Source organism: Luteococcus struthionis (genome assembly GCF_048595755.1).
Lineage (GTDB): Bacteria > Actinomycetota > Actinomycetes > Propionibacteriales > Propionibacteriaceae > Luteococcus.
On sequence record NZ_CP184360.1, the window covers coordinates 876,763 to 891,464 of the forward strand.

Genomic DNA, 14,702 nt, shown 5'->3' on the forward strand with positions numbered 1-14,702 from the left:
GCCTCTCTCAGTACTGTCCACCGAAGCGATCCTGGGCGGCCTCGGCCACGGCGGCGCGTTCGGCCACCATCGACGCGTGGGTCGGCGCCTCGGGGATGTCGGCGGGCCGACCCTCGGCGTAGCCCTTGCGCATCTGGGGCAGGATCTCGCCCAGCAGGTCCATCTGCTCCAGCACGGTCTTGAGCGGCAGTCCGGCGTGGTCGATCAGGAAGAGCTGGCGCTGGTAGTGACCCACGTGCTCGGTCATGCCCAGGTAGCGCTCCAGCGCCTGCTGCGGTGATCCGACGGTGAGCGGCGTCATGCGGCTGAACTCCTCCAGCGACGGGCCGTGCCCGTAGACCGGTGCGTTGTCGAAGTAGGGGCGGAATTCCTTGACCGCATCCTGCGAGTTCTTGCGCATGAAGAACTGCCCACCCAGCCCGACGATCGCGTGCTCCGCCTTGCCGTGGGCGTAGTGCTCGAAGCGCTGGCGGTACAGGTTGACCATCTGGGTGGTGTGCTCGATGTTCCAGAAGATGTTGTTGTGGAAGAAGCCGTCGCCGTAGTAGGCGGCCTGTTCCGCGATCTCCGGGCTGCGGATCGATCCGTGCCACACGAAGGGCGGCACGGCGTCCAGCGGCCGGGGCGTCGCGGTGAAGCCCTGCAAGGGCGTGCGGTGCTTGCCCTGCCAGTCGACGACGTCCTCGCGCCACAGCCGGTGCAGCAGGTTGTAGTTCTCCAGGGCGAGGTTGATGCCCTGGCGAATGTCCTTGCCGAACCACGGGTAGACCGGTCCGGTGTTGCCGCGGCCGAGCATCAGGTCGATGCGGCCGTCGGCCAGGTGCTGCGCGTAGGCGTAGTCCTCGGCCAGCCGCACCGGATCATTGGTGGTGATCAGCGTGGTGGCGGTGGAGAGGATGAGCTTCTCGGTCTGTGCGGCGAGGTGTGCCATCAGGATCGGCGGGTTGGCGGGTGCGATGAAGGGCGGGTTGTGGTGCTCGCCGGTGGCGAAGACGTCGAGCCCGATCTCCTCGGCCTTCTTCGCGATGGCGACGGTGTCCTTGATGCGCTGGCGCTCGGTGGGAGTCGTGCCATTGGTGGGATCGGCGGTCACGTCGCCGATGGTGAAGATGCCGATCTGCATCCGATTCTCCTTCGCTCATCCACTTCATTTTGTTCAAGTTTCAACTACCATAACGGATGACGAAGCTCTTTCATTCCCGGGACGGCCAGCAGCATCCCCGTCGAGGGGTGGCGCTTTGGCTCAGCAACAGTGAGAATCAACTCGGCCCCCGCCACCCGAACCCCACCGAAACGACCGCACCACATGGACCAGCACACTTGGCCTGCCCTCACCGACGATGACCAGGCATCAGCCTCGCTGATGGGTTGGCTGTGCGTGGAGACCCGCCCCACTCCCCACCGCGCCCTCCCCACCACCGAGACCATTCATGGTTGCTTTCCGACTCGTCGCGAGGCGGAACGCTCGGCCACCGCGCGGGCCGCGCAGAATCCCGGCAGTCAGTTCCGGGCGCGGCCACTGCTGCAATACGCCGCGGCAACAGGCGCGAGCGACTCGCGGCATGCCAACGCCTGAAATATTCATCCTTTTCAGGGGATCGTCATAGCATCGGTGAAACGCCAGGAGGGATCGTGTCATCGAGGACCATGTCATCCAGGACCATCGCCGGACGAATCGCCATCATGATCAGCGTGATGCTGGTCCTCAGCGCCTGCATCGGCCCCAGCGAGACCGAACCCCCCAAAGGCACCAGCCCAGCAGACCCCCTGGCCGCCCAACTGGCCTCGGCGCTGAGCGCGGGCGACGTCTCCAAGCTCCCGATGACCGCCTCCGGATCCGCCGCCCAGGCCGAGCTGCAGATCGTGATGGCGGGCATGGACGGATTGCGCCCCACCGTGACTGCCTCCCAGATCACCTATGACCACGAGGCCACCACGGCCACCGCCACCCTGGAGCACAAGCTCCCGCTGGGCGCACACACGCTGACGTGGACCACGACCGCGCCCCTCGAGCACGTTCCCGACAAGGGATGGGCAGTGCAGTGGCAGCCGCGGATCGTGCAGCCCGACCTTGACGGCAACACCCGGCTGCGCCATGTGCGCGATCTTCCCCGGCGGGCTCCGATCAATGGCACCGACGGTCTGGCGCTGATGGAGCAGACCGTCGCCTACCGCGTCGGGGTCGACAAGGCGACCATTCCGAAGGACGAGTGGCGGGCGACCGCCCTGGTCCTGGCCGAGGAAGTGGGTGTGGACCCGGATCGCTATGCCGCACGGGTGCTGGCCGACGAACCCGCCGCCTTCGTCCCGGCCATCACCCTGCGTGAGGGCAAGGTGCCCGGCCTGGTGACCGAGATGCGCGGCGTCGACGTGCGAGCGGTGGAGATCCCGCTGGCCCAGAGCGCCACCTTCGCCGCCTCGATCCTGGGGACGGCCGGCCGGGCCACTCCCGAAATGACCAAACAGTCCAAGGGTGACCTGCTGCCCGGCGACGTGGTGGGGATCAGCGGGCTGCAGCAGCGTTACGACGCGCAGCTGCGCGGCACCGTCGGGCATCGCGTCGAGGTGGTGCCGCGCACCTCTGCCAGCACCGCCGCATCCCCCGAGGTCTCGGGCAGCCCGGCACCGGCGGGCAAGGTGCTTCACGACGAGCCGGCCAAGCCCGGTGCGCCGCTGGTCATCAGCCTGGACCGCGCCCTGCAGGCCCGTGCCGAACAGGCCTTGGCCCAGCAGAAGGGCATCGCCTCCCTGGTGGCGCTCAAGGTGGGCACCGGAGAGATCCTGGCCGCGGCCAATTCCCCGGCCGCCGGCGCGAACCCCGACGCGACCGCAGGCCGCTATGCCCCCGGCTCCACCTTCAAGGTGGTCAGCTCGCTGGCACTGCTGCGCAAGGGTCTTCGTCCCGAGAGCCTGGTGCCCTGCACTGCCACCACCACCGTCGATGGCCGCGTCTTTCGTAACTACAAGGACTTCCCCAGCTCCAAGGTGGGCCGCATCACCCTCACCGAGGCCTTGGCCAATTCATGCAACACCGCCTTCCTGGCCAGTGCGCCACAGCTCGGCCCCGATGACCTGGCCGAGGCCGCAGCGAGCCTGGGGATGGGAGTCGACCACGACGCCGGATTCACCTCCTTCTTCGGCTCCGTGCCGCAGGCCAGCGATCCGGTGACCAAGGCTGCGGACATGATCGGGCAGGGCAAGATCGAGGCCTCACCGATGGCGATGGCCGGTGTGGCCGCCTCGGTCGCCTCCGGCAAGACCGTCGTCCCGTGGCTGGTGGTCGGCAAGCAACCCACCCAGCAGGGCAAGGCCCTGACCCACGACGAAGCCCAGCACTTGCAGACGATGATGCGAGCCGTCGTCACCAATGGTTCCGGCAGGGTGCTGTCGGGCGAGGTGACCGGCGCCAAGACCGGCACCGCAGAATTCGGCACCCAGACGCCGCCCCAGACTCACGCCTGGATGATCGCGTGGAACGACGACGTCGCGGTCGCCGCCCTGGTGAAGGAGGGCGAATCCGGCTCCAAGTCGGCGGCCCCGATCATCAAGAGCTTCCTGGGGTGAGATTCACTTCCCGAATCCGCTCGGCACCAGCGCCCCATCCCTAGTCTCGTGTCATGAGCCAGACCGCGGGCCTGCCCCTGCCCTTCCAGCTGCCGACGGGAACGGTTCGCGGCACCAGTGATGCTCCCCTGGCCGCGGACGTCGCTTTGCGCGCCACAGGCTCCAGCAAGGTCGTCACGGCGGTCCCGGCCCTGCACGGTGCGTGGCCCGTGGGCGTCATCGACCTGCTGCACCTGTTGGGCCAGGTGAGCACACCTGCGGCACCACTGACGTCTGGGCCTCACTCCTTCCAGTGGCCGATGTTGAAGTACCTCTACTTCTTCGAGGACATCGGGGGTGAACTGTGTGCCGGTGCCGAGGCTGACTGGTACAGCCACCACGGGCGCACGGCGGTTTCCGACGAGCTCGGCGTCGGATTCAGCCTGCTGGCCGCCCAGCGGTGGCTCGAGAGCCAGTACCAGGTGAACGGCATCCGCTTCTTCGACGTGGAGGGGTGCCTCAGCAGTCGTTACGGAACCCGGGCACCCCAGGTGAGCCAGATTCCGGGCTCGAAGAAACGGCCGGACTGGATCGTCTCCGGGGCGCCGGTCGGGAACCCACTGCGCCGCAACTTCTTCCTGCTGGAGTCCAAGGGCACCAAGCTGTCCTCGCGCACCAAACACGTCGAGATCCTGGCGTCTGCAGTGGAGCAGCTCGCTTCCGTCACTGTGAATGGGGCCATCCTGCCAGGACTGGCCACACGGACCGTGAGCGGCCGCGGGCACATCCAGGTCTGGGCAGTTGATCCGCCCAGCCACCAGGACGGGCTCGTCGGTGCCGAGGTGGACAACGAGCGGGCGAGGAAGTACCACGAGGAGCGCCTCCTGGAGAAGCAGGAGCCCCCAAGCGCGACGGAAATCGTGCTGGGCCAGGCTGGCCCTGCCCGGGCAGGCAGGGGGAGGGAAGGCAAGGAGCCACCGCCGGTGGACCTCGACGCAGAGGATCTCGTCGACCACGAGGCACTGCTGGACGCAGAACGACTGGCCCAGTGGTCGGCAGATCCAGACCTGGTGGAGGCAACCCAGGGCAAGGAGGCAGCCAACAAGGCCAAGATCGCCTGGCGCAAGCCGAAGGCCACCATCAACACCAGGCTCGGGCTGGCCACCGGCTCGTTGATGGAGCTTCCCGGCGGATCGGCCACACTGTTCACCGGAATCCTGCAACGGTTCCAAGCCCCCGTGCGCGAGCTCGACTTCGAGGCCGTGGCGTGGCTGCAATCCGTGGTGGGCCAAGACGAGGACACATGGCAGGCGCCACCGGCCGGAAGCCTGGATCCCCACCAGGTCTCCATCACGGCCAATGGCCTGGTCACGGCCATCATCACGAGGCGGTAGCGCATCTGGAGCGGCTCCGCCACCCGGGCAGCGGTCGGCCACAGCCAGCACAATGGAGACATGTTGCTCGAGAGCCTTGTCTTCGTCTGGCCACAGACCGCCATCGCCATCGCGGTGATCCTGCTGCTCGCCATCATCGGGCGCTGGCTGGTGCAGGTGGCCATCCGACGACTGGTGCGGATGTCCTCGGACCGGGCGCGCCAGCACCTGGAGAAACTGGGACGCCCGGGCCACCTCCTGGCCTCAGCCACGGGCTTGCAGTCCGAACGTCAGGCGCAGCGTGCCGCGACGATGGGCTCGGTGATCGGCAGCGCCGCCACCTTCGTCATCAGCGCCGTGGCCCTGCTGACGATCCTCTCCCACGTGGGCATCAACCTGGCGCCGGTGCTCGCCTCGGCCGGCGTGGGTGGCGTGGCCCTGGCCTTCGGCGCCCAGAGCCTGGTGAAGGACGTCATCAGCGGCATCTTCCTGATCCTGGAGGACCAGTACGGCGTGGGTGACGTGGTGACGGTCGGAGAGGTGAGCGGCACCGTGGAGCACGTCGGGCTGCGGGTGACCAGCATCCGTGATGCCAGCGGCATGCTCTGGTACGTGCGCAATGGCGAGATCATCACCGTCGGCAATGTCTCGCAGGGGTGGAGCATCGCGACGGTGGACCTGCCGATCCACCCCGGCGAGGATGCCGGGCGGGCGATCGAGGTGCTGGAAGACCTCGCCCGGCAGTTCGGCGACGACGAGGAGTTCGCCGACCAGTTGATCGATGCGCCCGAGGTCTTGGGAGTGGAGAGCATCACCGGCACGGCGATGACCTTGCGGATCACGGCCAAGTGCGCCGCGAACAAGCAGTGGGGCGTGCAGCGCGAGCTGCGTGAGCGCGGCAAACAGGCACTCGACGCAGCAGGCGTGCGGGCCTCCCTCTCGTCGTGGGGCACGCCCGGCCACTGACCCCAGGCCCTGCCCCCTTCAGGGTTCCGAGAAGGGGCAATGGCTGTGATAGAGCTGGACCAATGCCAGCAACTGCCACTCCCGTCCCGCTGCGTCCCGGCGCCCTGTGGATGCTCGTGGGCGCCATCGCCTCGGTCCAGGTGGGCGCGGCCCTCGCCAAGGACCTGTTCGGGCAGGTGACGCCCACCTCCATGACCTGGCTGCGACTGGCCAGCGCCAGCGTCGTGCTGGTGGTGATGCTCTCCCTGCGCCAGGCACGTCGTCGCCACCTGCCGAAGCAACCAGCCGAGCCCCGCTCCTGGCGGGAGGGGTTGGTCTATGCCGCCTTCCTGGTGGTCATGAACTGGAGCATCTACGAGGCCTTCGCCCGGCTCCCCCTGGGTGTCGCGGTGACCATCGAGTTCCTGGGGCCGCTGGGGGTGGCCGTCTTCGGGTCACGACGGCTGCTCGACCTGGGATGGGCCGCACTGGCCCTGTTCGGCGTCGTGCTGCTGAGCTTCACCCCCACCCACATGGATCCCGTCGGCGTGATGTTCGCACTGGTGGCCGCGGCGTGCTGGGGTGGCTACATCGTCAGCGCTGCCCGCGTCGGCACCAGTTGGCACGCGCTCGACGCGCTGACCCTGGCCTGCGTCCTGGGCACCGTGGTGCTGGCCGTGCCGGGCATCAGCCAGGGCGGTGCGACGCTGTGGCAGCCCCAGGTGCTGGTGGCCGGCATCGGGGTGGGCCTGCTCAGCTCGGTCCTGCCCTATTCGTTGGAGATGGCAGCGCTGAGGTTCATCCCCACCCGGGTCTTCGGCATCCTGATGAGCGCCGAACCGGCGGTTGCCGCACTGGCGGCCTTCGTCGTGCTGCGTGAGGCGCTGAGCCCCACCGACGTGGTGGCGATGATCTGTGTGACGATCGCCTCGGTGGGGGCCGCTCGCACGGCCTGAGCGGCCCGCGCCAACCAATCCGGGGGCTGCCGTGCTCCACCACAGGGGTTCTTGAAAGGATGCGGCATGGTTGTTTCCTGGTGGGCAGTCCTGCCCTTTGCCGCCATGCTGCTCAGCATCGCCGTCGCGCCCCTGGTTCCCGCGCTGGCGCACCACTGGGAGAAACCCCGCACCCAGCTGGCCGTGGCCCTGGTGCTGGGCCTGCCGGTGGCCCTGTGGGTGTGGCTCAGCGGCCATCCCCACCTGGTGGGGCACGCCTTGCACGAATACGTCAGCTTCATCGCACTGCTCGGATCGCTGTTCGTGATCAGCGGCGGCATCCACCTGGCCGGTGACATTCGCGCCACACCACGCAACAACACGATCTTCCTGGCCATCGGCGGAGTGATCGCCTCCTTCATCGGCACCACCGGCGCCGCCATGCTGCTGATCCGCCCCATCCTCAACACCAACAAGGAACGTGAGCACGTGGTGCACACGGTGGTCTACACGATCTTCATCGTGGCCAACTGTGGCGGCCTGCTCACTCCGCTGGGGGACCCGCCGCTCTTCCTGGGAATGCTGCGCGGTGTGCCCTTCACGTGGACCTTCACGCTGTTCTGGCAGTGGCTGTTCATCAACCTGCTCCTGCTGGCGGCCTACTACGCCCTGGACACCGCCATGATGCGACGCGAGGACGCGGCCCACATCCTGCGGGACCGCACCGAGATCCAGCCCCTCAAGGTGCACGGTGCCTGGCAGCTGGTGCTGCTGGCCGGCATCGTCGCGGCCGTCGCCTTCGCCCCCACGCCGTGGCGTGAGGTCATCATGGTGACGCTGGCGGCCATCTCCTGGTTTGCCGGCAGCCACGACGTGCGCTTTGGTCTCAACGAGTTCTCCTGGGAGCCGATCCTGGAGGTGGCAGCGCTCTTCCTGGGCATCTTCACCACCATGATCACGGCACTGCAGTTCCTCTCGACGATGGCACCGAAGCTGCCGCTGAACGAGGTCACCTTCTACCTGTTCACCGGCGGGCTCAGCTCGGTGCTGGACAATGCCCCCACCTATGCCACCTTCTTCGAGCTGGCCTCCCAGCTGCCGGGCGACCCGCGGGTGGCCAATGTGCCCGAGGCCTACCTGGTGGCGATCAGCCTGGGTGCGGTCACCTGCGGAGCGCTCACCTACATCGGCAACGGGCCCAACTTCATGGTGCGCTCGGTGGCCGAGAGCGCGGGACGATCGATGCCCAGTTTCGGTGGCTACGTGGTCTGGAGCCTGCGCGAGCTGGCCCCGGTGCTGGCCGCGATGGTGCTGCTGTTCATCGCCGATCCGCTGTGGTGCAAGGTGCTCGGCGCCGTGGTGACACTGGCCGTGCTGGGGCTGGCGGCCGCTCGGGCGCGCTCACGTCCCAGCGCTGCCTGACCTGTCACCCTGCTCCGCATCCCTGCCTCGATTGACCATTCTCAGCCCATCTAGCGATCGTTGAATATTTACTTAGAGAGCCCTGATCCACGATGGCGGGGTGGACCCAACGGCTCCCGTAGACTTCTGCGGTGCCCCAGAACGAGTTGAACCAGGTCCAGACCGCGCAGATGGCCCAGTTGTTGGCCAGCACGCCCGTCGTCGGCGAGCTGGGCCGCCTGTTCGCCGAGGCCGGCCACGAGCTCTACCTGGTGGGCGGCCCGGTGCGCGATGCCCTGCTGGGTGTGCTGCAGCACGACCTGGACTTCACCACCAGCGCCCGCCCCGACGACATCGAGAAGCTGTTGCGCAGCTGGACGAAGGCCGTCTGGGACATCGGCAAGGACTTCGGCACCATCGGCGCCAAGAAGAAGAGCGGTGGCGTCGAGTGGCAGATCGAGATCACCACCTTCCGCGCCGACATCTACCGCAGCGACTCCCGCAAGCCCGAGGTGAACTTCGGCGACGACATCGCCGGCGACCTGGTGCGTCGTGACTTCACGGTCAACGCGATGGCCTTCGACGTGGTCAACAACCGTTTCGTCGACCCCTACGGCGGCCTGGCCGATCTGGCCTCCTGCGTGCTGCGCACCCCCTTCACCGCGGAACGCTCCTTCAGCGACGACCCGCTGCGGATGATGCGTGCCGCGCGCTTCGCCAGCCAGCTGCAGTTCACCGTCGCGCCGGACGTGCAGCGGGCCATGGGCGAGATGGCCGACCGGATCGAGATCATCAGCGCCGAGCGGGTGCGTGACGAGTTGTGCAAGCTGCTGCTCACCCCGCACCCTCGCCCCGGCCTGAACCTGCTGGTGGTCACCGGCCTGGCCGATCGGGTGCTGCCCGAGCTGGCTGCGCTGCGCCAGACCCAGGACGAACACAATCGCCACAAGGACGTCTACGCCCACTCCCTGGTGGTACTCGATCAGGCGATCGAACTGGAACAAGCCCGCGGCCACCAGCCAGACCTGGTGCTGCGCCTGGCCGCGCTGCTCCACGACATCGGCAAGCCCGCCACTCGCGTCTTCGAGAAGGACGGCAGTGTCAGCTTCCACCATCACGACGTGGTGGGCGCCAAGCTCGCCCGCAAGCGGATGCGGGCCCTGAAGTTCTCCACCGACGAGACCAAGGCCGTCTGCCAGCTGGTGGAACAGCACCTGCGCTTCCACGGCTACGGCGAGGGCTCCTGGACCGATTCGGCCGTGCGTCGCTATGTGCGTGACGCCGGCGAGCAACTGGAACGCCTGCACATCCTCACCCGCAGCGACTGCACCACCCGCAACCAGCGCAAGGCCGCCCGGCTGCGGGCCGCCTATGACGACCTGGAGCGACGCATCGAGGAACTGGCCGAGCAGGAGGAGCTGGACGCGATGCGTCCCGACCTCAATGGCGACCAGATCATGACGATCCTGGGGCTGAAGCCCGGGCGCGAGGTGGGGGAGGCCTACAAGCACCTGCTGAACCTGCGCATCGACCAAGGCCCTCTGGGCGAGGAACGAGCAACCCAGGAGTTGCTGCAGTGGTGGCAGCTCCGTGGCAATCAGAACGACAACTAGGCTGGCCGGGTGAGCTGCACCCGCCTGCTGTCGCGGCCCGCCCCCGGGCCGGGTCGCGTGCTGCCCTGGTGGTCTGCGCTGCTCGCCATGGTGCTCTGCGTGGCCGGGCTGGGGGTCATCCGCCCGAGCCCCTCGATGGCCGCCGATCCCGACTCGTTGAGCGTGGTCCTGAAGTCCGTCTCGCCCCCGTCGGGCACTCGCGACGACACGGTCACCATCACCGGCACCGTCACCAATGACACGGGCAAACCGGTGGAGGATCTCCAGGTACACCTGTGGCGCTCCACCGACCCCATCCAGGACGAGGACCAGCTGGACCAGGTGCTGCGTTCCGGCCCGGAGACCCCCGTGGGGCGACGGATGGTCTCCGCCGAGGCCGGCAACATCTTCAACATCACCGACGTGGGTGACCAGCCGAGCCAGGCCTTCAGCGGCGGCAAGGCGTCCTTTGCCCCCGGGGAGTCGGCCTCGTTCAGCGTCCAGGCCCCCGTGCAGGGCGAGGATTCCCTCGGCTTCACCGCGCCCGGGGCCTACCTGGTGGGTATCCAGCTGCGGGGCATTCCGGCTGGTGGCCAGAACCAAACCCTGGGCCGGGCGCGCAGCCTGTTCGTGCTGTCCTCCGACGATGCCCGGGTGCAGCCCAGCACGACCTTGGTGCACCTGGCCAGCCGCCCCACCCAGTTGACCAGCGGGCTCTTCGCCAACAATGACCTGGCCGCCGAGCTGCGCGGCCGGCTGCGGCTGCAGCTTGCCCTGGCCCAGACCAAGGGCACCACCCTCTTGGTGGATCCCGCCCTGGTCGACGAGCTGACCGCCATGGCCAAGGGCTACACCGTCCGCGGCATCACGGCCTCCACTGCCGAGGGGCAACGTGCCGCCAAGGACTTCCTGGCCCAGCTCGAACCACTGCTGACCCAGGGCCGGGCCTACCGCACCCTCTACGGCAGCCCCGACGTGCAACTGGCCAGCGACGGGGGCCGCGCTGACCTCATCCGACGAGCGGCGGCCCCCCTGCCGGCAGACCACCCCCTGGCCGGTCTGCCGCTGGCCGTCGTGCCGGCCGACGGTGTGCTGGGCAGCACGGCCGCCCAGCAGGTGGCCGCCCTCAAGCCGGCCGTGCTGCTGGTCTCCGGCGCCGATTCCCCTCAGTCGGTGCAGCGCTGGGCCGCCTCGCCCACCACGTCGGTGGTGCAGGTGCAACCCGAGGTCTTCGACGGGGGCCCCGGACCGTCGCCCAGCAAGACCTCGGCCCAGGTCACCGGCCGCCTGCAGGCCACCCAGTTCCTGGCCGAGCAGCCCGTGGTCACGCTGGTGCAGTCCTCGGCTGCGGCGGCAGCGGAACTGGCTGCCGCTCCGTGGCGCACCCGCGCCGGGTTGGGCACGATCGTCACCGACGCCCAGGAAAGGCCCACCTGGACGCCCCCGAGCAAGACCGCACCCGTCGGCGACGCCACCTGGATGGAGGCCCTCGAGGGAGCCACGGCAGAGCTCGAGGCCTGGGGAGAACTGGCGGACGAGGACTCCGAGACCCATCGGAGGGCCGGGCAGATCCTGCCGCAGGCGGTCAGCACCACCTGGCAACGACGCCGAGGCGATGCGGTGCAATGGCTCTCGGCAGTGCAGCGGACGTGGGGCGGCGTGCTGGACACCAACCGCGTGCGTCTGCACGTCGTCGAGGACTTCGTGATGAGCGCCCCGGAGCAGGAGATCCCGGTCACCATCCGCAACGACCTGCCCGAACCGGTTCGGGTGAAGGTGCACTTCACCAGCGACAATGCCCAGCGCATCAGTGTCACCGACAGTGGTCCGCAGCGGGTTGGCCCCGGCGAGTCGGTCACGGTGAAGATGAAGGTGGTGACCCATGCCAATGGCACGGTGGGCATGACCGCTGGCCTGACGACGGTGACGGGCCGCCCCATCGGCGCGGAGCGCCCCCTGACGGTCACGGCCACCCAGATGGGTCGAGTGGGATGGATCATCATCATCGCCTCGGGAGCGGTCTTCCTGATCGGCACCGCCATGCGAATCAGGCAGGTCCAGCGGGAACGGCGGGGATCGACTAACGTCGAGGCGAAGTGATCAGGGACGAGGACATGATGCGCGAGCCAGCAGACCACGGCGGGGACGACCTTGAGTCCACCCAGCTGCAGGGTCGTATGCCACCAGCAGGGCCCGAGCCCCTCGAGGATCCGGGGCAGCAGCCCGCATCCGCCCCGGCGGGCGACGGCGATGAGCCGTCGCTGACGCCTGCCATGGCCACCAGCGACCCCGCCCCGCAGGCCGCCCACCAGCCCCCGCGCGTGGCGGCCGGCGACGTGTACGCGGGCCGCTACCGGTTGGAGCAGCAGCTGGCCCAACGCGGCGGCACCCTGACCTGGCGTGCCTTCGACCAGAAGCTCTCGCGTTCCGTGCTGGTGCACCTGTTGTCGCAGGACGATCCGCGCAGCGCCGAGGTGCTGGACTCGGCTCGCAAGGCCGCCTTCGCCACCGATTCACGCTTCCTGCGCGTGCTGGATGCGGTGGTGGGCGAGCAGCCCGAGGAGCCCTCGCTGGTGGTGTGCGAGTTCGCGCCCGGCGAGAGCCTGGAGCGGCTGCTGCGCCAGGGCCCGTTGAGCGCCCTGGAGGCCGCCTGGGTGGCTCGCGAGCTTGCCGATGCCATGCAGACGATGCACTCCGAGGGCTTGTTCCACCAGCGCATCAACCCGGACACGGTGATCATCACCGCCACCGGCAATGTGAAGATCGTCGGTTTCCTGATCGAGGCGGCGATGTATCCCGACCAGCACGAGCAGGCGCTGGCCTGGTCGGAGCGGGAGCAGGCCGACGTCACGGCGATCGGCAAGGTGCTCTATGCCAGCCTGGTGACCCGCTGGCCCACGCCGCGTGACCAGCTGCTCGACGGCAATGGCGAACCGCGACGCACGTGGGGCATGCTGCCGGCCCCCATGGACGCCCACGGCTGGTTGACCCCGCGGCAGGTGCGCTCGGGGGTCTCACCCGCACTCGACGAGATCTGTGACCAGGTGCTCTCCGAGGCGCCGCACCGCAATGCGATGCCCCTGCGCACCGCGAGCCAGGTGGCCAAGGCGCTGTCCAAGGTGCTCGGCACCGCCGACGCCGCTGCCGACCTGGAACGCCGGATGCGCTACCCGGTGGTGCCGCAGGATGAGGGCGGCGGCCGGGCGGCACTGCTGGAGACCACTGCCAGCATGCGTGCCGTCGACCCGGACGAGACGACGGTCCAGTCGACGGTCCCGTCGCCAGGTGCGGCGACCTTCGACGTGGGTGGCGATGCGGCGGCCGCCGGGATCGGCGCCGGGCAGGCCGCTGCGGCCATGCCGTCCAGCCCCGCCACTCCTTCTGCCCCCGGTGAGGCCGATCCTGCCCCGTCGGGGCGCCCCGCCGGCGCTCGCTCGGCCACCCGCGCACCCCGCTCCTCGCGCCCGCCCCGACGGCGTTGGCTGTCAGTCCTGGTGGCCCTGGTGGCCCTGGCATTGCTGGTGGGACTGCTGCGAGTGCTGCTGGGCAAGACCACCATGGGCGGTGGCGGTGACGACGACGAGCAGGCCGGCAAGCCGCTGCAGATCTCTGCCGTGGCAGACTTCGACCCGACCGGCGACGGTGGCAATGCCGAGGAGAACCCTGCCCAGGTGAAGAATGCCTGGGACGGCGACCCTGCCACCGCGTGGAAGACCCTCACCTACCTGAACGATCCCAAGCTGGGCAAGCTCAAGCCGGGCGTCGGCCTGGTCGTCGATCTGGGGGAGCGCCGCCAGGTGGGCCGTGTGAAGCTGACCATGCAGGGGGCGCCCACCGCCGTCGAGCTGCGGGTGCCGACGGACAACACCACCGACAAGGCCCCCGCCACCTCGAGCAAGCAGTGGACCACGGTGGCCAGTGAGGCCAAGGCCGGCACCAACGCCGAGCTGGTGCCCGAGCAGGCGGTGGAGTCGCGCTATGTGCTGGTCTACCTGACCAGCCTTCCCAAGGTGAGCGGCAACAAGTACCAGGCCTCGATCGCCGAGATCGAGGTGCTGAGCTGATCGAGGGCCTGGGCTGATCGAGGTCCTGGGTCAGGCCTTCAGCGCCGCCAACAGGGTGGGCAGCTGGCCGACTGCCCGGTCGTAGGCCTCTAGGTTGCGCTCGGCACGGGCGATCACCACGGCTCCCTCGACGGTGGCCAGCACGGTGGCCGCGAAGGCCGCGGCCTTGTCGGCGGTGAGCCCGCCGCCGGCGAACAGTGCGGTGAGCCGCTCCTGCCAGGTGGAGAAGACCCGGGCAGTGGCGCCCAGCAGCTCGTCGGACTCGGTGGCAACGGTGACTGCGACGGCAGCGCAGCCAGTGGTGGCCTGCGATCCCTCGAGCAGCTTCCGCCAGGCGCTGGTCACGGTGCCGAGCACCTCTTCGGCGCTGGCGCCGTCACTGGATCCCAGCGAGGCGAGCATCTGCTGACAGGCCTGGTCAAGGGCAGCGAGCACCAGCTCGTCCTTGCCGCCTGGGAAGTGGTGGTAGATGGAGCCCCGCGGCGTGTCGGTCAGTTCGATCACTTCGCTGAACGACGTGGCCTGCAGGCCCTTGGTGGCGAGCAGCTTCGTGGCCCCCGCCACCATGCGCTCGCGAACATCCTTTGCCATGTTTCTTGTCCCCCCGAACAATCAATCGCGCGGCCCGGTGGGGGCCGCGCTCGTCATTCTGCCCCAAAAAAGGTATGCAGTCCTTCATATTCACGCACTTGTGGGCTATCCCGCAGCGTGAAATTGACACAGCCACTGATCCATCCGACGCCGCCCACCCCTGATAGGCCCGCATCATTCCCTGCCTCAGCAGAGAATCGCGCCACCCCAGGGCGCCGACGATCCAACCGTCGGTTCTCCATCAGGCAAGCAGTATAT

At 68.6% G+C, this 14,702-nt stretch carries 11 protein-coding genes; 9 read left to right on the top strand and 2 right to left on the bottom strand.

The features are described 5' to 3' along the window. Positions 1–7: 7 nt before the first annotated feature. Positions 8–1,123 carry an LLM class flavin-dependent oxidoreductase gene (locus ACOAMO_RS04080; RefSeq protein ID WP_420176317.1) on the bottom strand — a complete coding sequence of 372 codons (1,116 nt, stop codon included), beginning with the start codon at positions 1,121–1,123 and terminating at the stop codon, positions 8–10. A 183-nt stretch (positions 1,124–1,306) separates the two neighbouring features. Here ACOAMO_RS04080 and ACOAMO_RS04085 point away from each other — a divergent pair, with 183 nt between their 5' ends. From ACOAMO_RS04085 to ACOAMO_RS04125, 9 genes are all read left to right on the top strand, one after another. Further along, positions 1,307–1,576, top strand: a complete 270-nt coding sequence (locus ACOAMO_RS04085) for a hypothetical protein (RefSeq protein WP_420176318.1) — start codon at positions 1,307–1,309, stop codon at positions 1,574–1,576. A gap of 71 nt (positions 1,577–1,647) precedes the next feature. Then, positions 1,648–3,564, top strand: coding sequence for a penicillin-binding transpeptidase domain-containing protein (locus ACOAMO_RS04090; RefSeq protein ID WP_420176319.1), 1,917 nt, complete (start codon positions 1,648–1,650; stop codon positions 3,562–3,564). Between the two features lie 53 nt (positions 3,565–3,617). After that, positions 3,618–4,937, top strand: coding sequence for a hypothetical protein (locus ACOAMO_RS04095; protein WP_420176320.1), 1,320 nt, complete (start codon positions 3,618–3,620; stop codon positions 4,935–4,937). A 60-nt stretch (positions 4,938–4,997) separates the two neighbouring features. Then, positions 4,998–5,882 carry a mechanosensitive ion channel family protein gene (locus ACOAMO_RS04100; RefSeq protein ID WP_420176321.1) on the top strand — a complete coding sequence of 295 codons (885 nt, stop codon included), beginning with the start codon at positions 4,998–5,000 and terminating at the stop codon, positions 5,880–5,882. Positions 5,883–5,944: 62 nt separating this feature from the next. After that, the gene (locus ACOAMO_RS04105) at positions 5,945–6,817 is read left to right on the top strand and encodes an EamA family transporter (RefSeq protein ID WP_420176322.1); all 873 of its coding nucleotides are present in this window, start codon (positions 5,945–5,947) and stop codon (positions 6,815–6,817) included. Positions 6,818–6,883: 66 nt separating this feature from the next. Further along, complete coding sequence (locus tag ACOAMO_RS04110) at positions 6,884–8,218, top strand: sodium:proton antiporter (protein ID WP_420176323.1); 1,335 nt, start codon at positions 6,884–6,886, stop codon at positions 8,216–8,218. A gap of 170 nt (positions 8,219–8,388) precedes the next feature. Beyond that, positions 8,389–9,810, top strand: coding sequence for a CCA tRNA nucleotidyltransferase (locus ACOAMO_RS04115; RefSeq protein WP_420176962.1), 1,422 nt, complete (start codon positions 8,389–8,391; stop codon positions 9,808–9,810). 9 nt (positions 9,811–9,819) lie between these two features. Further along, the gene (locus ACOAMO_RS04120; protein ID WP_420176324.1) at positions 9,820–11,889 is read left to right on the top strand and encodes a DUF6049 family protein; all 2,070 of its coding nucleotides are present in this window, start codon (positions 9,820–9,822) and stop codon (positions 11,887–11,889) included. 17 nt (positions 11,890–11,906) lie between these two features. Next, positions 11,907–13,853: a protein kinase family protein gene (locus ACOAMO_RS04125; RefSeq protein ID WP_420176325.1), complete on the top strand. Its 1,947-nt coding sequence runs from the start codon at positions 11,907–11,909 to the stop codon at positions 13,851–13,853. Positions 13,854–13,883: 30 nt separating this feature from the next. Here ACOAMO_RS04125 and ACOAMO_RS04130 read toward each other — a convergent pair whose 3' ends face one another. Continuing rightward, positions 13,884–14,444, bottom strand: a complete 561-nt coding sequence (locus ACOAMO_RS04130) for a TetR/AcrR family transcriptional regulator (RefSeq protein ID WP_420176326.1) — start codon at positions 14,442–14,444, stop codon at positions 13,884–13,886. Positions 14,445–14,702 lie beyond the last annotated feature (258 nt).